Origin of the sequence: Paenibacillus thiaminolyticus (genome assembly GCF_007066085.1) — a bacterium.
Taxonomy (GTDB): domain Bacteria; phylum Bacillota; class Bacilli; order Paenibacillales; family Paenibacillaceae; genus Paenibacillus_B; species Paenibacillus_B thiaminolyticus.
Window position 1 is genome coordinate 1,835,224 of the sequence record NZ_CP041405.1, and the last position, 21,343, is coordinate 1,856,566.

Annotated in this window: 17 protein-coding genes; 6 read left to right on the top strand and 11 right to left on the bottom strand. The window is 57.8% G+C overall.

Translation table 11 applies throughout. From position 1 onward, the window contains the following. Positions 1-188: 188 nt before the first annotated feature. The 4 genes from pepF (at position 189) to FLT43_RS08325 (ending at position 4,820) form a co-directional block, all read left to right on the top strand. On the top strand, positions 189-1,985 hold the full coding sequence (gene pepF, locus FLT43_RS08310) for an oligoendopeptidase F (RefSeq protein WP_087445320.1): 1,797 nt from the start codon (positions 189-191) through the stop codon (positions 1,983-1,985). A gap of 192 nt (positions 1,986-2,177) precedes the next feature. After that, on the top strand, positions 2,178-2,525 hold the full coding sequence (locus FLT43_RS08315; protein ID WP_087445319.1) for a LapA family protein: 348 nt from the start codon (positions 2,178-2,180) through the stop codon (positions 2,523-2,525). A gap of 60 nt (positions 2,526-2,585) precedes the next feature. Next, positions 2,586-3,665, top strand: coding sequence for a M42 family metallopeptidase (locus tag FLT43_RS08320; RefSeq protein ID WP_087445318.1), 1,080 nt, complete (start codon positions 2,586-2,588; stop codon positions 3,663-3,665). A gap of 144 nt (positions 3,666-3,809) precedes the next feature. Beyond that, positions 3,810-4,820: an acrylyl-CoA reductase family protein gene (locus tag FLT43_RS08325; RefSeq protein WP_087445317.1), complete on the top strand. Its 1,011-nt coding sequence runs from the start codon at positions 3,810-3,812 to the stop codon at positions 4,818-4,820. A 138-nt stretch (positions 4,821-4,958) separates the two neighbouring features. Here FLT43_RS08325 and FLT43_RS08330 read toward each other — a convergent pair whose 3' ends face one another. From FLT43_RS08330 to hemE, 9 genes are all read right to left on the bottom strand, one after another. Continuing rightward, a complete protein-coding gene (locus tag FLT43_RS08330; RefSeq protein WP_087445316.1) occupies positions 4,959-5,492 on the bottom strand; it encodes an STM3941 family protein in 534 nt (177 codons plus the stop codon). Positions 5,493-5,709: 217 nt separating this feature from the next. Further along, on the bottom strand, positions 5,710-7,638 hold the full coding sequence (locus FLT43_RS08335) for an ABC-F family ATP-binding cassette domain-containing protein (RefSeq protein WP_087445465.1): 1,929 nt from the start codon (positions 7,636-7,638) through the stop codon (positions 5,710-5,712). A 253-nt stretch (positions 7,639-7,891) separates the two neighbouring features. Beyond that, on the bottom strand, positions 7,892-8,470 hold the full coding sequence (locus FLT43_RS08340; protein WP_087445315.1) for a TetR/AcrR family transcriptional regulator: 579 nt from the start codon (positions 8,468-8,470) through the stop codon (positions 7,892-7,894). 110 nt (positions 8,471-8,580) lie between these two features. Beyond that, on the bottom strand, positions 8,581-9,444 hold the full coding sequence (locus FLT43_RS08345) for a DUF92 domain-containing protein (protein WP_087445314.1): 864 nt from the start codon (positions 9,442-9,444) through the stop codon (positions 8,581-8,583). Between the two features lie 29 nt (positions 9,445-9,473). Then, positions 9,474-10,136 (bottom strand): fumarylacetoacetate hydrolase family protein, encoded by a 663-nt coding sequence (locus FLT43_RS08350; protein ID WP_244194413.1) that lies wholly within the window; start codon positions 10,134-10,136, stop codon positions 9,474-9,476. A gap of 47 nt (positions 10,137-10,183) precedes the next feature. Then, complete coding sequence (locus FLT43_RS08355; RefSeq protein ID WP_244194412.1) at positions 10,184-11,482, bottom strand: CapA family protein; 1,299 nt, start codon at positions 11,480-11,482, stop codon at positions 10,184-10,186. A 313-nt stretch (positions 11,483-11,795) separates the two neighbouring features. Beyond that, complete coding sequence (hemG, locus tag FLT43_RS08360) at positions 11,796-13,277, bottom strand: protoporphyrinogen oxidase (protein ID WP_087445313.1); 1,482 nt, start codon at positions 13,275-13,277, stop codon at positions 11,796-11,798. A gap of 15 nt (positions 13,278-13,292) precedes the next feature. Further along, positions 13,293-14,264 carry a ferrochelatase gene (gene hemH / locus FLT43_RS08365; RefSeq protein ID WP_087445312.1) on the bottom strand — a complete coding sequence of 324 codons (972 nt, stop codon included), beginning with the start codon at positions 14,262-14,264 and terminating at the stop codon, positions 13,293-13,295. A 31-nt stretch (positions 14,265-14,295) separates the two neighbouring features. Next, on the bottom strand, positions 14,296-15,342 hold the full coding sequence (gene hemE / locus FLT43_RS08370; RefSeq protein WP_087445311.1) for a uroporphyrinogen decarboxylase: 1,047 nt from the start codon (positions 15,340-15,342) through the stop codon (positions 14,296-14,298). Between the two features lie 351 nt (positions 15,343-15,693). Between hemE and FLT43_RS08375 the strand changes: the two genes are divergently transcribed. Together FLT43_RS08375 and FLT43_RS08380 are read left to right on the top strand one after the other, a co-directional pair. After that, positions 15,694-16,908 carry an MFS transporter gene (locus FLT43_RS08375; RefSeq protein ID WP_087445310.1) on the top strand — a complete coding sequence of 405 codons (1,215 nt, stop codon included), beginning with the start codon at positions 15,694-15,696 and terminating at the stop codon, positions 16,906-16,908. Between the two features lie 289 nt (positions 16,909-17,197). Next, positions 17,198-18,187 carry a hypothetical protein gene (locus tag FLT43_RS08380; RefSeq protein ID WP_244194411.1) on the top strand — a complete coding sequence of 330 codons (990 nt, stop codon included), beginning with the start codon at positions 17,198-17,200 and terminating at the stop codon, positions 18,185-18,187. A gap of 384 nt (positions 18,188-18,571) precedes the next feature. On the opposite strand, the gene FLT43_RS08385 is transcribed toward FLT43_RS08380, so the two are convergent. Both FLT43_RS08385 and FLT43_RS08390 read right to left on the bottom strand, forming a co-directional pair. After that, complete coding sequence (locus tag FLT43_RS08385; RefSeq protein ID WP_087445309.1) at positions 18,572-19,915, bottom strand: sodium-dependent transporter; 1,344 nt, start codon at positions 19,913-19,915, stop codon at positions 18,572-18,574. A gap of 40 nt (positions 19,916-19,955) precedes the next feature. Continuing rightward, positions 19,956-21,302 carry a sodium-dependent transporter gene (locus FLT43_RS08390; RefSeq protein WP_087445308.1) on the bottom strand — a complete coding sequence of 449 codons (1,347 nt, stop codon included), beginning with the start codon at positions 21,300-21,302 and terminating at the stop codon, positions 19,956-19,958. Positions 21,303-21,343 lie beyond the last annotated feature (41 nt).

Here is a 21,343-nt window from a genome sequence, read left to right on the forward strand (position 1 = left end):
ATCCGGAATAATTCAGGGGGGTTCAGATGAATCGGCAACGCTTCCTTATTATGCTCACCGTCATCTCAGTATTGGGTTCGACGTTGGTTCCGGCTTCCGCCATTTCCCGTCAGGAGACGATGGCCCGTACAGCTGCGAACTCAGCGAATCCGTCCAAAACGCAACAACCATTTAAGAGGAGGATACATATGCAGCAATTAATGAAACGCTCGGAAGTTCCGCAGGAACACCGCTGGAAGCTGCAAGACCTGTTCGGCTCCCGGGCTGAATGGGATAAAGAATATGAACTTGTGCTTCAATTGGTCGAGAAAATGAAGCAGTACCACGGCAAGCTGAATGAAGCCGCCGCGCTCAAGGCATGCTTTGAGCTGGAAGACGATATTTCCCTACATACAGAACGTTTATATGTGTACGCCAACATGAGCCATCACGAGGATACCGCCGATCCGGTCTATCAGGCGCTGTCCGAAAAAGCGAAGCAGCTGTCCGTGAAGGTCAGTGAAGCGCTCTCCTTCATTACGCCGGAGGTTCTGTCCTTGTCCGACGAGGAGTTGGATCGCTTGATTGCCGATCCTTCCCTGTCCGCATATCGCTTCACGCTCGTCGAGATGAAGCGCCAGAAGGCCCACGTGCTGAGTAAAGGCGAAGAAGCGCTGCTCGCACAGGTCGGCAATATGTCGAAGGCGCCGGAGACGATTTACAGCATGCTGAACAATGCGGACATGAAATTTCCGAAAATCAAAAACGAAAAGGGCGAGGAAGTGGAGTTGACGCATGGCCGTTACGTCCAATTCCTGGAGAGCCGCAACAGTGACGTGCGCCGGGCTGCTTTTGAAGGCGTCTACTCTACATACCGCAAGCAGCGTAACACGATTGCAGCGACGCTAAGCGCCAACGTAACCAAAAACTTGTTCTACGCACGGGCGCGCAAATATCCGTCCGCCCTGGAAATGTACCTGTTCGGTGACAATATTCCGAAAGAGGTATACACCAATCTGATCAATACGATTCATAAGCATTTACCGCTCATGCACCGTTACATGAAGCTGCGCAAGCAGCTGCTTCAGGTCGACGAGCTTCATATGTACGATCTGTTCGCGCCGGTGGTCGAAGAGTTCGACATGGACATTACGTTCGACGAAGCAAAGAAGATTGTCAAGGAGAGCTTGAAGCCGCTCGGCGAGAATTATCTGGCCGCGCTTCAGGAAGGCTTCGACAGCAGCTGGATCGACGTGTACGAGAACGAGGGCAAGCGTACCGGCGCATACAGCTGGGGCGCTTACGGCACCCACCCGTACGTGCTTTTGAATCATAAAGACAATCTGAACAGCATGTTCACGCTGACCCATGAGATGGGCCACGCGCTGCATTCGTATTACTCGGACAACAATCTGCCTTACCGCGACGCGCAGTACACGATCTTCCTTGCGGAAGTGGCATCGACGCTGAACGAGGCGCTGCTAATGGACTACATGCTGAAGAAGACGAACGACAAGAAAGAAAAAATGTATCTGCTCGCCTACTATATCGATCAATTCCGCACGACGGTGTTCCGTCAGACGATGTTCGCCGAGTTCGAATTGCTTATCCACGAGCATGCCGAGAAGGGCGAGGCGCTGACCCCGCAGCTCCTGTGCGAAATCTACTATGATCTTAACAAAAAGTATTATGGTGACGATATGGTTGTCGATCAAGACATCGAGATGGAATGGGCTCGCATTCCGCATTTCTATACGAGCTTCTATGTGTACAAATACGCAACCGGCTTCTCGGCGGCGCAAAGCTTCGCGAAGCAGATTCTCGATGAAGGCCAGCCGGCGGTTGACCGCTACCTCGGCTTCCTGAAGAGCGGCGGAAGCGATTATTCGATCAACATTCTCCAAAAAGCCGGTGTCGACATGTCCGCGCCTACGCCAATCGAGGAAGGCATGAGCCTGCTGGAATCGCTGATTGAAGAAATGGAAAAGATGGCTGCGGAAAAATGAACAGGATGAATGGCGGGTTCCCTTTGGCGAATCCGCCATTTCTTTGCGCCTGCCAGCTCGACTACCTTGCCGAAGATGGCGGAAGCCGTTCGATCCAAGGAGCCGGGAGCAAGTGAGAAATCAGCTTGTGACGGAAGGAGTCGAATATTATACTGGAAGGTAGATACATAGAAATCATGAGGAGGATGCCTGATGCGCATTCAATGGTCCTTGATAGCAGGGCTTATCTTCGCTTTGATTACCGCCATCTTCGCCGTAATCAACGTGAATCCGGTACAAGTCAATCTGTTGTTCGGCACCTTCGAAGTGCCGCTCATCTTATTGATTCTCGGTTGCACGCTGCTGGGCGCCATCATTGTCGGCTCCTATAGCATCTATTTGCAGTACCGATCGCAGAAGAAAATTCAACAGTTGGAGCAGCAGCTTGCCCAACTGGCGCCGGAGGCTGAAGCAGCGGAAGAGGAAATGCCGCTCCCGCCGGCCAACGAGGAGGTTCAAGGACTTACCGCCGAGAGGCGAAATCAAGAAGATTTGGCATAGCGGCTTGCCTTCGGCAAGCCGTTCCGGCTTATTTTCCAATATTGAGGAGGAATTCGTACGATGAATCAACCACACTCCCTGTCATCCCAGCCGCTGCGCGCTGACATTGATGAGAACTATGTCGCCTCTGTGCTAATGGAGCTGCTGAATACTCCGTCTCCGACGGGCTACACCCATCATGTCATGAAGCGAATTGAAGTGGAAGCCACGCAGCTCGGGTACTCCTTCGAACTGACGCGCAAAGGCTGCGGCGTGATTCGCGTTCCCGGCTCGAACCGAGACAGCGGCAAGGTCATCGGCTTGTCTGCTCACGTCGATACGCTGGGCGCTATGGTCCGTTCGGTTCATAGCGACGGCACGCTCCGCCTCACTTCCGTAGGCGGATTCATGATGCAGTCGATGGAGAATGAATACTGCCAAATTCATACCCGCAGCGGCAAAGTCTATACGGGCACGATCATGAGCAATCATCCGTCTGTGCACGTATACTCGGATGCCCGCGACTACCGCCGCGAGGAAGCGAACATGATCGTTCGCATCGACGAGCCGGTTCACTCGAAGCAGGATACGGAGCAGCTCGGCATCCGAACCGGGGATTACGTATCGTTCGACGCCCGCCCGTTACGGCTTCCGAACGGCTATATCAAATCCCGCCATCTGGATGACAAAGCGAGCGTCTCCGCCCTGTTCGGCATGCTGGAGAGCATGAAGCGCACAGGCTGGCAGCCTCACCATGACACCGTCATCTTTATTACCAATTATGAAGAAATTGGCCATGGCGCTTCATATATTCCCCAGGAAATAACCGAAATGATCGCCATCGACATGGGGTGCATCGGCGATGATCTGGCTTGCAAGGAAACCGACGTCTCGATCTGCGCCAAAGATTCGTCCGGCCCTTACGATTACATGATGACGGGCCGGCTGATTGCATTGGCTGAACGGGAAGGCATCGATTACGCCGTTGACGTCTATCCGCACTACGGTTCGGACGCATCCGCGGCGCTGCGCGGCGGCAATAATATTCGCGCCGCGCTCATCGGTCCGGGCGTCCATGCGTCCCATGCGATGGAGCGCACGCATTTGAAGGCCGTGTTGAACACGGCCCGGCTCGCTGCCGCGTATATTACCGAAGCATAAGGAGAAGACAGGGGACGGACGCTGCCGGGAGGCGGGCGCTCTCCCCTGTCTTTAGTCAGCAGTGCCCGCCTGTTCGCGAGCGCTGCCGACCGTCGTGAGTACCCCAGTTGGGACAAAAGTAAGCTTCATGAAGGAGGAATTGGGATGAAAGAACAATTCTCTGCCCTGGTCGTCGACCAGACCGCGGACGGCAATGTCTACACCGCCGTGCGCGAGCGGACGCTTGCCGATCTGCCGGAGGGCGCCGTAACGATACGCGTCGCCTATTCGGGCGTCAACTTCAAGGATGCCCTCGCCTGCTCGGCGGACGGGCATATCGTCAAGACCTACCCGTTCGTACCGGGCATCGATCTGTCCGGCATCGTCGCCGCCAGCGATGATCCGCGCTTCACGCCGGGACAACGCGTCCTCGTCACCGGATATGAGCTCGGCGTGTCGCATTTCGGCGGATTGAGCGAATATGCGCGCGTTCCCGGCGATTGGATCGTGCCGGTGCCGGAAGCGCTCAGCCTGCGCGATGCGATGGCCTTCGGCACGGCCGGGCTGACGGCGGCAATGGCCGTCGAGCGCCTGGAGCGGCACGGCCTGCGCCCTGGCGACGGACCGGTGCTCGTCACCGGCGCCAGCGGCGGCGTTGGCTCGCTGGCGATCGCCATGCTGGCGCAGCTTGGCTGCGAGGTCGTCGCAGCCAGCGGCAAGCCGGGGCTAAGCGATGCGCTCCGGCAGCTCGGAGCCGCCAGCGTCGTATCTCGCGACGACTGGCGGCCGGAACGCCCGCGCGCGCTGGACAAGCAGCGCTGGGCCGGCGTCGTGGACGTCTGCGGAGGCGGCATCCTGGCCGCCGCAGTCGCTTCCACGAAGTATGGCGGCGCGGTGGCCGCCACGGGCATGACGGCGGGCGGAGATTGGCCCGCGAGCGTCTTCCCATTCATCCTGCGGGGCATCACGCTGTACGGCATCGACTCCGTCTATGCGCCGCATGAGCTGCGATTGAAGCTGTGGAGCCGCATGGCCTCCGATTGGCGCGATGCCGTTCACTTCGCTGGCTGGGTGCAGGAGCTCGGCCTGGAAGACGTGCCGGCTTATGTGCGGACCATGAGAGAAGGCGGCATTTCCGGCCGGGCCGTCGTCCGGCTGAGCGGAGACGGAGAATAGAAAAGGAACCCCAGTCCAATCGTCCGCAATTCTTTTGCCAACAGCAACAGACCGAGCGCATCACCCGCTCGGTCTGTTTTCTAATATGCGTGCCATGATTCGGCCCCCTGTATCCGCACAGGGGACTTCGGCTGCCTTCTATGCCCGACCCTGGGCCCGCTTGTACTGCTCCCACCGTTCGAGCAGCTTCCGGGCCACGTCGTCCAGCGGGTCCGAGAACGCCGCGACGGGAAGATTCACCGTCGACTCGACCATGCCGCGATTAGCGCGAAGAAGCGCACGCTTCCAGGATGGAAGATGGGCCAGCACTCGCTCAGGCTTCTCGACCTTGATGCCGATGAAGCGTTGACTCATGAATGGATAGACGATAATATCAGTCACTTCCTCCCATCTCACCTCGCCTGCGCTGCTGAGCGAGGCATTATCCACGAACCCCTGCTCATGCAGGATAAGGGAAGGGCGCGGTGCGAGAATGCGCCACAGGGAATAGGCGAGCGTTACGGCGAAGAAGCAGACGCAGATGGCCCCTACCGCGACCGCAAAGCCTTCCTCGGCATTCATGAGGAATATCCCTGCCGCGACGAACAGCGCCGAGCCGAGCAGGATAGGAATCATTTTGCGCTTGCTCGGATACAACTCTTCGGATCCGGGATACGAATGCGTCGATTCCAATACACAGGACCTCCCGCTTAACGAATCTATAAGTATATACACACCGGGTGGTGCTTTGTAACAGCCTGTTCCGTGAGCAAGGTCCTCACCTTGGAAGCATCCGGACACATCCCGATTCATCCCGACACAACCCTGGTCAAGCTTCCGGGCATAAGCCGCTGCCGGCCGTCCCTAGGGCGTTTTGTTCGGAAACAAAGGGGAAAAGGTCTGCCTCCCCTTATTTCTGCTTCTCCGCCTCGATCTGTTCCGCCAGCTCGCTCAAATAAGTCCACCGCTCCATCAGCGCTTCAAGCCGCTGCTGGGCCTCGCTCTCTTCCTTCATCAATTCCTGCAGCCGCGCAGAATCGCTGAAGGCCAGCTCCATATCCCGCTGGATCTGCTCAATGCGCTCCTCCGCCTCCATGATGTCGTCTTCAATCCGCTCATATTCGCGTTCTTCCTTGTAAGACATTTTTAATCTCGGCTTCCGGTCCGGCCGTTCCGATCTGCCAGACGAGGCCCCTTCCGCCGGCGTCTGCGCCTTCGGCTTCGGCTCGTCGGCCTCCTTCCCGTGCCGTGATGTCCATTCCATATACTCGCTATAGTTCCCGACATGCTGACGGATAGCGCCCTCTTCGAACGACCAGATCCGTTCAGCCACCCGATCCAGGAAATAGCGATCATGAGAAACCGCGATGACGACGCCCGGGAATTCGTCCAAATAATCTTCCAGCACGGCAAGCGTCTGCACATCCAGATCGTTCGTCGGCTCATCGAGCAGCAGCACATTCGGCGCTTCCATCAGCATACGAAGCAGCTGTAAGCGACGCTTCTCGCCCCCGGACAGCTTACCGATTACGGCCCACTGCATCGCAGGCTCGAACAGGAACCGTTCCAGCATTTGCGCCGCCGTAATCGAATTGCCGTCTGCGGTGCGAACCGTCTCGGCCGCTTCGCGGATATATTCGATTACCCGCATCGACTCGTCCATCTCCGCATGCTCCTGGGTGAAGAAGCCGATGCGAACGGTTGGCCCGAGCACGATCGAACCGCCGTCAGGCTCGCGCTCGCCGGCTATGATGCGCAGCAGCGTCGACTTCCCGCTTCCGTTCGGGCCGATAATGCCGATGCGGTCCTCCGGCACGGCGATATAGCTCAGTCCCTGGAACAGCGGCCGATCCGCCAGCCGGGCCTCGACTTCGTCCAGCTCCATAATTTTTTTCCCGAGGCGGGCGGAGGCTGCCGAGATATCCACTTGCCCGTTCTGTCCCGGCCCTTCCTGCCTCTGCAGCGCCTCGAAGCGCTCGATCCGGGCCTTCTGCTTCGTCGTCCGCGCTCTTGCGCCGCGCCGGATCCAGGCTAGCTCCTGGCGGAGCAGGTTCTGACGCTTGTCCTCCGACGCCGCATCCCGCGCTTCACGGTCTGCCTTGAGCTCCAGGAAACGCGAATAATTGGCTTCATAGAAGAACGCCCGTCCCCGATCCAGCTCCACGATCCGGTTCGCTACCCGATCCAGGAAATAGCGGTCATGCGTAATCATCAGCAGCGCGCCGCTTCGCTTCTGCAGCATCGTCTCCAGCCAAGTGACCGTGTCGTTGTCGATATGGTTCGTCGGCTCGTCAAGCAGAAGCAGATCCGACGGATGGATGAGCGCCGCCGCAAGGGCGACGCGCTTGCGCTGGCCGCCGGACAGCTCCCCCATCTTGGCACCGAATTGATCCAGCCCAAGCCGTGATAGAATTGACTTCGCCTCGCTCTCCAGCTGCCAGGCCTGCAGCCGATCCATATCATCGGTCGCCCGGATGAAGGCCGCCTGCGCCGCTTCATCGTCCGGCCGTTGGGCGGCCCGTTCCAGCGCTTCCGTATATACGCGCACCGCCGTCATGTCGGGAGCATCTCCGCCCAACACCTGATCCAGAATGGTCGCCTCCGGATCGAATTCCGGCTCCTGCGGCACGAAGCGGATTGTAATCTGGCTGCCGGCCAGCACTTTTCCCTGCTCAGGCTGCTCCCAGCCCGCTATTGTCCGCAGGAAGGTCGATTTCCCCGTCCCGTTGACGCCGATAATGCCGAACCGATCCCCTTCCTCAATGCCGAAGGATACGTCCCGGAACAGTATTTTATCGCCATAGCTTTTGCCCAGCTCTTCAATCGTCATGATGTGCATCTTGCGTTCCCCCATTCACGTCCTATCTGCTTGCCCTGCGATTCGGCATGCCCCGCATACCACAGCCAAAGGGGAGAACCGCCGGTTCTCCCCCATAATCTCGCTGTAATCTCCTTGCCGCTGTCCCGCTTTCCGCTTTAATCTCAATCCAGTGAGAAGATAGGCACCGCGGCAGCTTCCACCGCTTCCACTACTTCTACCGATTCGGCGCACTCTCTTCCCTCGCGGATCCTTCCCCTTCCTTCACACCCGGTCAAGCGGTTCCCGCTGCCGGGCAGCCGTGAATGAACAAATCAGCGACGAAGCGGATGCGCTGCTCCATATCTTGCTCGGTGAACTCAGAGGAGAACAGCATGTCCATCTTCATCATGTCCAGCATCCCCGTATACGACTTCGCATGAAGCACCGGCTCGGGCAGCTCGAAGCGCCGCATCAGGCCTGCCATCGCCTCGATGTAGCGTTGCATGAACTTGCACAGCGCCTGCATCATATCGGGATCTTTGTTCGGCGACTTGAAGAACAGATTCGTATACTGTCTCCGTCTGAAATAATAGCGCAGATGATGATCCGCAGCGAAGCGCAGCCCGTCCTCCAGCGAACCGGCCTGGCTCAAGCCGTAATCGAGCTCGCGCAAATATTGTTCAAAATCACGGACCGACATGGCCGTGAACAATTCTTCTTTGCTTTTGAAATAAATATAAATCGTTCCTTTGGCAATGCCGGCTTTCTCGGCAATATCCGACATCTTCGTCTCATAGAAGCCATTGGCACCGAAAAGCTCATAGGCCGCATCCAAGATCAGATGCAGTTTGTCGCTTTGCCCGTAACTCATCGGCACACCTCCTTCCAATCTGACGCAAGCCCTGCAATCCCGGCTGCTGATACGAATATATCACGAGATCGGCAAGTTGTCGATTTGACTCCCGTGTGCCATGTGACGGCTTAGCCTCCGGCCAGCAACCAGATGAGACAGGAGACGGCCGCGCCGGCGCAGGAACAGAGCAGATTCACCCGATCGTTAGTGAGCCAGCGGTAGCCGCGCACGAGCTTCGTCGCATTTCCGCAATGCGAGGTCCGTTCCGTGTCCGCATCGCACTGCGGGCAGCAGTAGCCTGCCTGCAGGGTCGCGCCCAGCAGGGAGTCGAGCAGCGCCCCGGCCAAGCCCCCCAGCGTCCCGGCGAGCAGCAGAACGAACAGGGCGCGGAAGGACGTCTCCGGCCCGGTCTGCAGCGGATCGAGCAGCAGGAAGACGGCTGCGGCCACTCCGATAACGAAGGCTCCCGCCGCCGACGCCGTCGTGCCAAGCAGGGATACACCGCCGGACGTTCCCGGGGGAACGACTCGGCCGGTCACGATCGATCGCGGCGGGCGGCGGCTCAGACTGCCGATCTCGGTCGCCCATGTATCGGCGTTCACCGAGGCCATCGCCCCGACGAAGAGGGCGACCCAAGCGGGATGGGGCGCGATAATATAGGCAAGACAGAGGATCAGGCCCAAGCCTCCATTGGCGAAGACCTGGCCTGCATCCCGGGTCCCTGTCTTTTCATAATTATCCTCGAAGCGCCCCTTCGCTCTCTTCTTCCACTTGGACCATAGCGTCGACGTCACAAAAAAAGTAAGCAGCAATCCGAACCAGATCAGCCCGCCGCTGCCGCAATAGATCGTCCCCATCACAATGGCCGCCGCGGCGCCGGATCCGGTTAACGACTTCTTCCACCATGCGGCCCCGGCCACCAGCAGACTTCCCAGCAGCCCGATAATCCAGGGACCCCAGCTCGTATGCCATCCGATAGCTTCCTGTATCAATCGAATTCCTCCTACTCCTAGCCCGCCGGTCAAATCTGCGCCGCGATGACGCAGGAGCCCAGGAGTTCTCCGTCCCAGCTTAATTCCAAGCGATCCCCCGCCTGTACCGGGCCTACCCCTGCCGGCGTTCCCGTGAAGAGGAGATCCCCTTCTCCGAGCCCATAATGGCGGGCCGTATATTCGATCAGCGTATCGAGGGAGAACAGCATCTCCTCCGCACGCCCCTCCTGCACGAGGCGGCCGTTGTTATGCATCGCGAAGATCGTCCGTTCCAGCGTCTCCGTGCCCGGAAAAGGCAGAACACGGGTGACCGGGGCCGAGTTCAGCACGCCCTTGGCCGCCAGCCACGGATGGCCCTTCTGCTTCAGGATGTCCTGTACGTCGCGCAGCGTAAAATCAATGCCGAGGCCAAAGGCGTCGACTGCTTCCGCAGCCGTCATGCCCGGCTTGACCCGGCGTCCGATGCGAAGCACCAGCTCCACCTCATGATGGACCGCCCCGCGGTCGAGCGGGAGCGGCAGCATCGTATCCGTCTCCATCGTTATCACCGCATGGGAAGGCTTCAAGAACACCATCGGCTGCTCGGGAACCGCATTGCCCAATTCAGCCGCATGCAGCCGATAGTTCCGCCCGATGCAATATACATTGCGCACCTGGCGCCCGTCGCTCATCATTCCTCTATGATTGCTCATCCTTCATCTCTCCCCCAGGATCTATGGATAGCCGGCCATCCGGCGGCTCACTTCTTCATATGCGTCACGCGTCCCTCCGCGTCGATGGATACCTGTTCCGATATGCTCTCCACGCGCTGCAGCACCGCCTGTCCCGCTTCCCCTTCTAGCGGAACGGCCTGCCCCAGTTCGGTATAGAACGGAATGACGGCCAGCTCGCATTGGCCCTGCTTCGTGCATTCCGCCTGCAAAATGGCGGTCTCCCATGTCACGGGCTGGACGGCCCGCGTAAAAATAAAGTTCCCCAGACTATATGCAATCCATTTGCCCTTGTACTGCTCCAGGCCTTGCAGGACGTGCGGATGTCCTCCCACGATCAGGTCGGCGCCCGCATCAATATACAGGCGAGCGAGCTCACGTTGGTAGTCCTCCGGGAAGTCCACCTTCTCCGTGCCCCAATGCGCAATGACCACAACAAGATCCGCCTGCTCCTTCGCCATCGCGACCGCTTCCGCCGCCTTCTCCTTCATCCCGTCATAGGTTGTCGCCAGCCCCGGCTTGTTCTTGCCTGCATACCAGCTTACTTCCGGAACGACGCGCGTGAACCCGAGGAAAGCGAGCTTGATGCCCTGGCTCTCGAGCAGAACCGGAGTGAAGGCTTCCTCTGCATCATGCCCCGCTCCGATATAAGGAAGATGAACGTCCCTTAACGCGGCGAACGTATCCAGCAGCCCCTCTTCCCCTTGATCCATCGAATGGTTGTTGGCCAGGTTGACGAGGTCAATGCCCGCATCGCTCATCGCCTGTGCCGTGCGCGGCGATGACTTGTAGACGAATTCCTTGTCCTGCGCCGGGACTCCCCGCACGGTCAGCGGCGTCTCCAGATTGACCGCGGCGATATCCGCTTCCTGGAACCAACGCTTGGCGTGCACAAAAGGAAAGTCGTACCCATACTCCTTCACGACACCCTCCACGCGTCCCGCCGTCATCACGTCGCCGGCGAAGGCGAGGCGGACGCGCGGCTCCTCCTCTGGCCCGCTCCCCGGAAGAGACGCATCTTGATCGGGATGCTCCGTACCCGTTCCCGCCTCTTGGCCGTCGGCATCGCCGGGGGATGAACCGTCTGGCCCATCCGCCTCTTGGCCGGGCAGCCCGCTCGCCGGCTTCTCCGGCGCTGCCGCTTCCCCTCCGGAGGAGGCCGCCGGCGGCCGCGGCCCTTCCGCCGGTTCGCCGGGCAGCCATCCCTGCTGCCAACCGGCGTATACCGTTCCGGCGACGATGGCCGCCAGCACGATATTCAGGACAAGCAGCGGGCGGCGCCGTCTCCTTCGCACGCGCCCTTCGGGTTCCTTCCGCGATTGTCTCAATGTTCCGCTCCTTCCGCTCGATTTTTGCAAATATGTCTCATTATAACGCGTTCCCGCCCTTTTTTTCCAATCGGACCCCATGAAGCCCAGATAACGCAACCGGACTCCCTCAGACGGCCGTCAGGATCGCTCTCAGCAATCTGCTTAACTGCGCACGGCCCTCCCGCGTGCGATTCAGCCGATATCCTTGCCCCACCCCAGACCTGCCTCAGCCCGAAGCGGATCCTGGCTCCATAACCACGCCAAAAAGCCGCGCTTCCGCGCGGCTTCTCTTTTACAATCTATCACGTTCCCGCTAATTCGGCAGATCCGGTTACCCCGCCGTTCCAGTAGCGGCATCCTCGGCTGGCGCCTCTGGCTCCGTACTCATGGCCTGCATCGCGCTAACCGCGGCTTCCGCCGCATCGCGGCCGCTGCGAACGCAATCGGGCATGCCGACCCCTTCGTACGGCTGTCCTGCCAGGAACACGCCTGGGAGCGTGCGCCCCACCTCGTCCCTCAGCGAGCGGATCGCCTGCACATGGCCGACCGGATACTGGGGCATCGAGTGGCGAAGGCGCGTAATCTCGACGAACTCCGGGTCGATATCGATATCAAGCAGCTCCCGCAGCTCGCTGCGCACCGTCCGCTTGAGCGCCTCGTCCGGCCAGTCCACCCGTTCCTCGTCACCGGCCCGGCCAATGTAGCAGCGGATAATAAGCTTGTCCCCGCGGCTCGTATGCGGCCACTTCACCGAGGTCCACGTGCAGGCCGTAATCGCCCGGCCTTCCCGGCGCGAGATGACGAACCCTGTGCCGTCGAACTGATTATTGACCTGCTTGCGATCGAACACGCTGACGACATTCGCGACGGATACATGACGGATCGCCTGCAAGGCGCTCGCATCGACATGCTCCTCGAGCAAGGATGCCGCATGATACGAAGGCGTCGTCACGATGACGGCATCCGCCTGCAGCCTGCTCCCATCGCTCAAGCGCACCAGATACGTTCCGTCCTCCCGCTTCTCGAATCCTTCCGCGCCGATGCCAAGGCACAATTCGGCCCGGTCCCGCAGCGTCTCCTCCAGCCGTTCGACGAGCGAGGTCAAGCCGTTGCGGAATGTCAGGAACATCGTTCCTTTGGCGACATCCGGCAGCCCCGGTACCGATTGGCCTGCTTGGCGGCTCGCCTTCATTCCGCGTATCAGGCCACCGTGCTTCCGCTCCACCTGCGCGAACTGCGGGAAGGTGGCCTGCAGGCTCAGCGCCTGCAAATCTCCGGCATAAATGCCGGCAAGCAGCGGCTCGGCAATATGCTCCGTCACTTCGCGTCCGAGCCGTCTGTCCAGGAACGCGCCAACGGATTCATCTTCATCCGCCGGATGCGGCTTGATGAACAGATCCATAGCCGCGCGCAGCTTCCCCCACGGGGAGATGAGCCCTGTCTTCGCGAACGGCCCCAGCTCCGTCGGGATGCCCAGCACGAGGCCGGGCGGCATCCGGTACAGCTTGCCCCGGCGCAATATATATGTTTTTTTGGCATGCGGATTCGTGGCGACCAATTCAGAATCCATTCCGAGGTCGCGCGCCAAATCGATCATCGGCAGCTTCCGGGCGAGGAAGGAGTCCGGGCCTTTCTCAATGACACACCCTTCCTTCCGCAGGGTCTGTATCTTCCCGCCGAGACGGTCCGATTGCTCTATGATGGTAACGGAGATGGGCTGCCCCTCTTCATCCGCCTGCTTCAGCGCATAGAACGCCGCGCTCAATCCCGTAATTCCGCCACCGATAACGACAAGTTTCCGCAGAGCTTTCATGTTGTTACCTTCTTTCTAGTTACTCGCTTCCGACATCGCCTTCATCGTAACGTCGGCCAATGTCGCCATATACTTCGGATCATCGTTCAGCATACGAGTCCGCTTGAAGCGGATGCCCAGGCCTTCGGCCTCCTGAACCGCCTCGATATCGAGATCATACAGCACTTCCAGATGATCGGATACGAATCCGATCGGCGCCGACAGCACCCAGCGGATGCCTTCCTGCTGAACCGCGGCGAGCGTGTCCAAAATATCCGGCCCCAGCCAAGGCGTTGCCGTCCGGCCCGCGCTTTGCCAGGTGAATCTCCACTGCCCTTCCTTCAGTCCGCAGCGCTCGGCTATCGCGGCCGATGTCGCGTTCAATTCATCCACATACGGATCATTCATCTCCAGGATGCGCGCTGGCAGGCTGTGTGCGCTGAACAGCACCTGGATCTCATCCCGCTCCGCCCCTTCGGCGGCGAAGGCGTCCAGCTGCTCATTCACCCGCTCGGTCAACGCATCCAGCAGCTCGGGATGCAGATGGTAGCTGTTGACGCAGCGAAGCTCGATCCCGTGCTTGGCCGCCGCTTCCTTCGCCCGCGAATTATAGCCGCCGACGCTCATCGCGGAATAATGCGGGGCCAGTACGACGGACACGGCTTCCTTGATACCATCAACGGCCATCGCCGCGACGCCGTCCTCAATATACGGCTGCGCATGCTTCAAGCCTTGGTAGCACACATACTGAACTCCCGTGCCTTCGGTACGGCGGTTCAGCGTCTCCTGCAGCGCTTCAACTTGGCGGTTCGTATGCTCCCGCAGCGGGAACACGCCCCCGACAATCGCTTCATACCGGTCCGTCAGTTCCTTCAACTGCTCCTCGGAAGGCGGATTGCCCCGCCGGATATGCGTGTAATAAGGCTCGATTTCTTCGAGGCTGCGGGGTGTTCCGTAGGACATCACCAGCACGCCGATTTTACGCTTGGACACTCGCTGTTCCTCCATTCCGACTCGTTCTCGCGTTACATCCTGTTTCTTATTTCTTCGCCAGCAATCGGCTGGAATATTCATGCACGAACTCGGTCAGCCGCTGCAATTTGTCCAGCGAAGCTTCCGGGAACAGCCCGTGGCCGAGATTGAAAATGTAGCCCGGCTCCTGAATTCCCAACTCTACGATATGGGCGGCTTCCCGTTCGATGACGCTCATCGGCCCGGTCAACACATAAGGGTCCAGATTGCCCTGCACCGCGAACCGGCCGTTCAGCCGGCGGCGTCCTTCCGTTACGGACACCCGCCAGTCCAAGCCAATCACATCCGCCTTCAGCTCATGGAGAGTCGGAAGCAATTCGCCGGAGCTGACGCCCGGGAAATATATTTTCGGTACGTCCAACTCGGACAACTCCGCAAAAATACGCGTCATCGTCGGCAGCACGTACCGTTCGAAATCGCGCGGAGACAAGGAGCCAACCCAGCTGTCGAACAATTGGAACGCTTTGGCCCCGTTCGCCACTTGGGAACGCACATAGGCGATCACCATGTCTCCCAGCTTATCCATCAAGGCATGCCATACTTCCGGAGTCTCATACATCATCGTCTTTGTAAGGATATAATTTTTAGAAGGACGGCCTTCGATCAAATAGCTCGCAATCGTGAACGGTGAGCCCGCGAACGTAATGAGCGGAACCTTCAACTCCCTGTCAAGGATGCGAATCGTCTCCAGAATATGGCCCAGATCGCCTTCCGGATCGACCGGTGTCAGGCGCTCGACATCAGCAGCGCTTCGTATCGGATTGTGAATGACCGGCCCCACATTGGCCACGATATCGAAATCGATGCCCATCGAAGCGACCGGATTCATAATATCGGAATAGAGAATAGCTGCATCCACGCCTAGCTTGCGGACAGGCATCATCGTCACTTCGGCGGCCAGCTCCGGCTGGCGGCATATTTCAAGCAGACTGTATTTCTCTTTAATCTTGCGATAGTCGGGATCATAACGCCCGGCCTGCCGCATGTACCATACCGGCACACGGTCTACTTGTTCCTGTCGACACGCTTTCAGAAAACGATCATTATAAGTCATTCATATACCCCGCTTTGACGGTATTGTGCATATAGACAAATTGTCCGTTTTGGACACGCACTTTTTTATAGCTAACGCTTCCATTATGCCCCTTTTCTATGCTTCTCACAACCTCGCCGTTCCGGGTAGCTATGACAATCTGTTGACAAAAAACGTTCGCATATGATGATTTTTCGACAATTTGCCCGCACAAAACTATGAAATGACCAAAATTTGCATAACCTATTCTGACTTGCTGCCAGGTGCAATCATATCCCTGCTTTCATATGACAATTGATATATATATGTATGGTATAATAATACCCGTTGCTGAACATTGTACGGACCGTGACAGAAAGTGGTGAACATCTTATGCAGCAATGGAAACTGAATCTGATTATTCTCTGGTTCGGATCATTTCTGGTCATGTCGGGCATGACCATGGTTACGCCGTTCTTGGCGCTGTATTTGCAGCATGATATCGGATTGAGCGATCCGCATCAAATTGCAATTTGGACGGGACTTATCTTTGCGGCGAATTTTTTGACCTCATTTATTTTTCAGCCAATCTGGGGGAAGTTCGCGGATAAGTACGGCCGCAAAGTCATGATTATCCGTTCCGGCTTAGGTATGGCGATCGTGACGGTGTTGATGGGCTTCGCGCAGACGCCAGTGCATCTGCTGCTGCTTCGTCTCCTGAATGGGACGATCTCGGGCTTCAACCCTGCCGCAGTTGCACTTGTATCGTCGACAACGCCGCGGGAACGGACCGGCTTCGCTATGGGCATACTGCAGTCCGGCGTCGTCGCAGGGACAATTCTCGGGCCGCTTATCGGCGGAGGGCTAGCGGACTGGGTCGGCTATCGGCCGATTTTCTATATTACCGGAACACTGCTGTTCCTGGCCACAATGCTGACGCTGTTCATGGTGAAGGAGCCGTTCGACCGCGAGAAAGCGGCGGAAGAGCCGCAAATCTCGGTTCTCGCCGGCTTCAAACAGCTATCTGGCATTCCGCAGCTGCTGTCTCTGTTCGCGGTAACCTTTCTGCTGCAATTCGCCATGCTTAGCCCAATGTCGCTGCTTCCGCTATATGTGCAGGACCTTCATGGCTCGACGCAAAATCTGGCGTTTCTCGCCGGGCTCGTCACCGCAGTCACCGGCGTGTCCAACATGATCTGTTCCCCGATACTGGGGAAAATGAGCGACCAGTACGGCTCCCACCGGATATTGACCGTATGTCTAATCGGCGCTGCGCTAACCTTGATTCCGCAGGCCTTCGTCGGCACCGTGTGGCAGCTGCTCGTCGTCCGCTTCCTGCTCGGAATATTTATGGGCGGCCTGCTCCCATCCGTCAATGCGCTGATACGGAAATATACGCCTGACGGCATGGAGAGCCGCGCCTACAGCTTCAATACGAGCACACTCGCGCTCGGCAATATGATCGGCCCCGTCTTCGGCGGAGCGATGTCCGGAATTATCGGCATTCAAGGCATTTTTATCATTTCCGGCATTTTGCTGCTCGTCAACACGGCATGGGCCCGTTACTCCTTATATGGGAGAAAAAGAACGACTCACCGGCATACGTAATGCCTTCAGCAGGCCATGTCGCCTTGCTTAACAACGTGGCTGACAGAACAACCATATTATTTTTTGCAAAAGGGCTTGATCTGAAAAGCATTTCATCCGCTACAGTATGAATAGAGCCGCCATCAGCCGGCGTTACCTGACGACATCGTCGGGGCGTTACGGCAGGCGGCTTTCTTTATTTTATTTATCGCCGCTGTGGATTCGATTCAAAAAAATTATCAGCGGCGTCTCCCTGTTTGGATCTCCGCTTTCGTGCGTATATATCCAATGAAAGGGGGGAATGTAAAACATGGTAAATCAATGGACACCGCGTACCTTGACGGCCATGCTGTGCTTCGTCTTGCTCTGGACCGCGGCGGCTGTGCTGGGGCCGGCAGAGGCGGAGGCTAAGCCGAGTTATCCGGAATTCGTCAAAGTGTCGGCCGTAGGTCCGGTCATTCCGGGGTTAAACGCCAAAAATGAATGGGTGCCTCAGGGACTGGCGGTCGTGCCGGGGAAAAATTGGGTCATCGTCTCGCATTATTCGGGGAAATCCAGCAGTCAGGCAAGCGCCCTCTCGATTACCGACACGAAGACCAAAAAGCGGATAAAGACGCTCTACCTGTACGAGAGCGCCGACAAAAAGCATACCGGACATGTCGGGGGCGTTGCAGCCAGCGCCAAATACGTATGGATCGCGTCCGGCAGAAGTGTATACCAAATTCCCGTTAGCACGGTCTCCGGCAAAAAGGATTATAGCAATGTCGTCATGAAAAAATACGCTCTTGGCCATAAAGCCTCCTATGCCTCCTATTCGGACGGGGTGTTGTGGGTGGGTGAGTATATGGATGGCCAAGATATCGGCCAAAGCATGTGCAAGCCGGGACCGCAGGGCAAAGCGAGAGGCTATAAGCTAAACGGCAAAGGAGAGCTGCCGGCCAACCCAAAGGCAACTTATACATGGACGACGCCTGATCGAGTGCAAGGGATGGCCCTGACGAAGAACCGCGTCTTTTACAGTCAATCCTGCGGCCGCAACAATGACAGCACCCTGCTCGTATATACGCGGGGAGCCTCGGGCAAGCAGGTCAGCTCCTTGAAAATGCCTCCAATGTCCGAAGGCATCTCTCTGAAGGGAAGCAGTCTCTATGTGCTCTTCGAATCCGGTTCGCGCAAATACGCAGACGGGAAATACCCGCTAAAAAATATGTACATCATCAACACAAAGAAGCTAGCTATAGCGGTACCCAACAACAGCCCCTCCTCCGATCAGCCAAGACCGGATGAAGGGGCTGCTTAAATAGGACACCTCCGCCTCCGTTGCATCATTATCCCATTCCGTCAGACGGAGACTAGCAAAAGGGGTTTCCAACGGCCTGAAAACTGCACAGTTTCTCTGGACGCGCTTATTCGGTAGGCGAAATCCTGCACAGATACAGCAATTCGATATGGACCACTTCACCAGAAAGGGAATCCTGCAAAACTGCAGCAATTTCACCCGTTTCTCTTCGACTTAGCTCAAAAGGGCCTAAAATGATGTAGCTGTGCAGCAATTTCTCGGGATGTGGACTCATTGAGCCGAAATTCCTGTAAAATAGCAGCAATTTCCTCCACATGTCCAAGCCCCAGGAGGCAACGATGCCTCCAGAAGGCGATGATGCCCCATCATCTCCTCATTGGCGTCCTACAGCTTCAACAGGCCAAGCACGTGAAGGAACACGATGGCGATAACAACCGGAATGACATAGCGCAGCAATATGATATACAACGCCAGACCTTTGCGCCACCATGCCGCCTCGGTCGCGAATTCCTCGTACAGCCGCTTCCGCGGGAAGCGGTAGCCGACGAACAAGGCAATGAGCAGCGCACCGAAGGGCATGAGCACATTCGTCACGGCGAAGTCGGCCGCGTCGAAGAGAGACAGGCCGAAGATGCGCGCATCCGACCAGACACCGAATGACAAGGCGGACGGGATGCCGACGATGAAGATAAGGATTCCGAACAGCCAGCTCAACCGGGAGCGCTGTTGGTCGTTGTTGGACAATCCCGAGACCAAAATCTCCAGCATGGAGAAGGCCGAGGTTAAGGCCGCGAATAGGAACAACGCCAAAAATAACACGATGAAAAGACCGCCGAACGGCAGCTTTTCAAACAAGGCCGGCAAGGTGCCGAACAGCAGTCCCGGGCCTTCCTGCGGCTTCATGCCCAGCGCAAATATGGCCGGGAAGATCGCAAGCCCCGCCATCAGCGAGGTCAGGACGTTCAGGCCGACGACAGAGACCGACGATTTGAGCAGCGATTCCTGGCGGCTCAAGTAGGAACTGTAGGTCACCATGACGGATACCCCGACGCTGAGACAGAAGAACGACTGACCCAACGCATACAGCACAGCTTGTCCCGTCAGCTTGCTGAAATCAGGCTGAAGAAAATAACGAAGGCCTTCGCCCATCCCGGGAAGGGTCAGGGAACGGATGATAAGGACAAGGAATAAGACGAACAAGCCCGGCATCATGATGCGGCTTGCCCGTTCGATCCCCCCCTTGATTCCGCGCGCGACCACCGCGATCGTAATCAGCATGAAGACGAATTGCGCTGCGACCGCGTACCACGGATTGGCTACCGTCTCCGCGAACAGCGCATCGTAATCCTGGCCGCTCGATAGCAAGCCGCCGACAATACCGCGCCCTACATAAAGCACGATCCAGCCGCCAACGACGCTGTAGTAGGACAAGAGCAGGAAGCAGGTTCCGATGCCCAAGTATCCGATCCAGTGCCATTTCGAACGCGGCGCTATATCCTGGTAAGCGGATACGGCTCCCCGGCCTGTACTGCGCCCGATAGCGAACTCCGCCAGGAGCAGAGGCAGTCCGATGCCCAGCGTAAATAGCAGAAAAATAAGAAAAAATGCGCCCCCGCCGCTCGTCGCGACGACATTGGGGAATTTCCAAATGGCCCCCAGTCCGATCGCAGATCCGGCTGAGGCCAATATAAATCCGAGTTTTGAAGTCCACTGCTCTCGAGTTGTCATTACTGCCTCCTGTTGTCAATCTGTGTGCGAATGCTGCCTATTACACCGGTAGCCACTTCATTCCGTGCAAAAACACGATAAGGACGATGAGCGGCAAAAGGTAGCGGAGCATGAAGACGTACACGGCCAAGCCTTTGTGCCAGCGGCTGCCGAGCGTGTCCCATTCCTCCTGCAGGCGCCGCCGCGGATACCGGAAGCCGACGAATAAAGAGATCAGCAGTACGCCAAGCGGAAGCATGACGTTCGTAACCGCGAAGTCGGCCCAATCGAATATATTGCGCCCCAGCCACTGCAGATGGCTGCCCACGCCGAAGGAAAGAGCCGATGGAACGCCCATGGCGAAAATTACGCCGCCGACCAGCCAGCACATGCGCGCGCGTTGCTCCGCCTTGTTCTTGGTGAATGCGGCCACGACGATTTCCAACAGTGAGAACGCCGATGTCAGCGTCGCGAATAAGAAGAGCGCCAGGAACAGCACGATGAACAGGCGGCCGAACGGAAGCTGCTCGAAGACGGCCGGCAGCGTAATGAACAGGAGCCCGGCGCCTTCCTGCGGCTTCATGCCAAGCGCGAACAAAGCGGGGAAAATCGCAATGCCCGCCATGAACGAGGTCAGCACGTTCAAGCCAACGACGGACAGGGCCGGCTTCCCGAGAGGTTCCCCTTTTTTCAAATAGGAGCTGTAGGTCACCATGCAGGAGCCGCCCACACTTAGGCAGAAGAAGGACTGGCCGAGCGCATACAGGAGCGCCTGCGGCGTCAGTTGGCCGAAGTCCGGCTTCAGAAAATAGACGAGTCCTTCGCTCATCCCAGGCAAAGTGAGCGACCGCACGATCAGGACGAGGAACAGAATGAACAAACCCGGCATCATAATGCGGTTTGCCTTTTCAATGCCCCCCTTCACTCCCCGGGCCACGATAACGATCGTGATGAGCAGGAACAGTGCCTGCGCTAGCACAGCCGCCCAAGGGTTGGCGGCAGTCGATTCGAAGAGCTCTCCATAGTTGCGTCCATCCTGCAGCAGCGAACCGGTCAGGGCCTTGAGGAAATAGAGCACAATCCACCCGCCGACCACGCTGTAAAATGACAGCAGCACAGAGCACGTCGCCATACCCAAATAGCCGACACCGTGCCACTTGCTCCCCGGCGCCAACTCACGGTAGGCGGATACCGCTTCCTTGCCCGTATTGCGGCCGATCATGAATTCGGCCAGCAGCAGCGGCAGGCCGATGCCGAAGGTGAAGATAATAAATATAAGAAAAAAAGCGCCGCCACCGCTGGTAGCGACGACATTCGGGAACTTCCAGATCGCCCCCAGTCCGATGGCCGATCCGGCTGAGGCAAGCACGAAGCCGAGCCTCGAAGTCCATTGTTCTTGCTGTGTCATCCGTTCTAATCCATCCTTCTCTTTCGATTGCTGTCATTCAT

Coding starts and splice junctions, on each gene's coding strand:
- FLT43_RS08390 (WP_087445308.1), bottom strand. CDS start 21,302: ATGACACAGCAAGAACAATGGACTTCGAGGCTCGGCTTCGTGCTTGCC.
- FLT43_RS08325 (WP_087445317.1), top strand. CDS start 3,810: ATGAAAGAACAATTCTCTGCCCTGGTCGTCGACCAGACCGCGGACGGC.
- FLT43_RS08340 (WP_087445315.1), bottom strand. CDS start 8,470: ATGAGTTACGGGCAAAGCGACAAACTGCATCTGATCTTGGATGCGGCC.
- hemG (WP_087445313.1), bottom strand. CDS start 13,277: ATGAAAGCTCTGCGGAAACTTGTCGTTATCGGTGGCGGAATTACGGGA.
- FLT43_RS08385 (WP_087445309.1), bottom strand. CDS start 19,915: ATGACAACTCGAGAGCAGTGGACTTCAAAACTCGGATTTATATTGGCC.
- FLT43_RS08380 (WP_244194411.1), top strand. CDS start 17,198: ATGGTAAATCAATGGACACCGCGTACCTTGACGGCCATGCTGTGCTTC.
- FLT43_RS08350 (WP_244194413.1), bottom strand. CDS start 10,136: ATGAGCAATCATAGAGGAATGATGAGCGACGGGCGCCAGGTGCGCAAT.
- FLT43_RS08335 (WP_087445465.1), bottom strand. CDS start 7,638: ATGCACATCATGACGATTGAAGAGCTGGGCAAAAGCTATGGCGATAAA.
- FLT43_RS08320 (WP_087445318.1), top strand. CDS start 2,586: ATGAATCAACCACACTCCCTGTCATCCCAGCCGCTGCGCGCTGACATT.
- hemE (WP_087445311.1), bottom strand. CDS start 15,342: ATGACTTATAATGATCGTTTTCTGAAAGCGTGTCGACAGGAACAAGTA.
- FLT43_RS08375 (WP_087445310.1), top strand. CDS start 15,694: ATGCAGCAATGGAAACTGAATCTGATTATTCTCTGGTTCGGATCATTT.
- pepF (WP_087445320.1), top strand. CDS start 189: ATGCAGCAATTAATGAAACGCTCGGAAGTTCCGCAGGAACACCGCTGG.
- FLT43_RS08315 (WP_087445319.1), top strand. CDS start 2,178: ATGCGCATTCAATGGTCCTTGATAGCAGGGCTTATCTTCGCTTTGATT.
- hemH (WP_087445312.1), bottom strand. CDS start 14,264: ATGGAGGAACAGCGAGTGTCCAAGCGTAAAATCGGCGTGCTGGTGATG.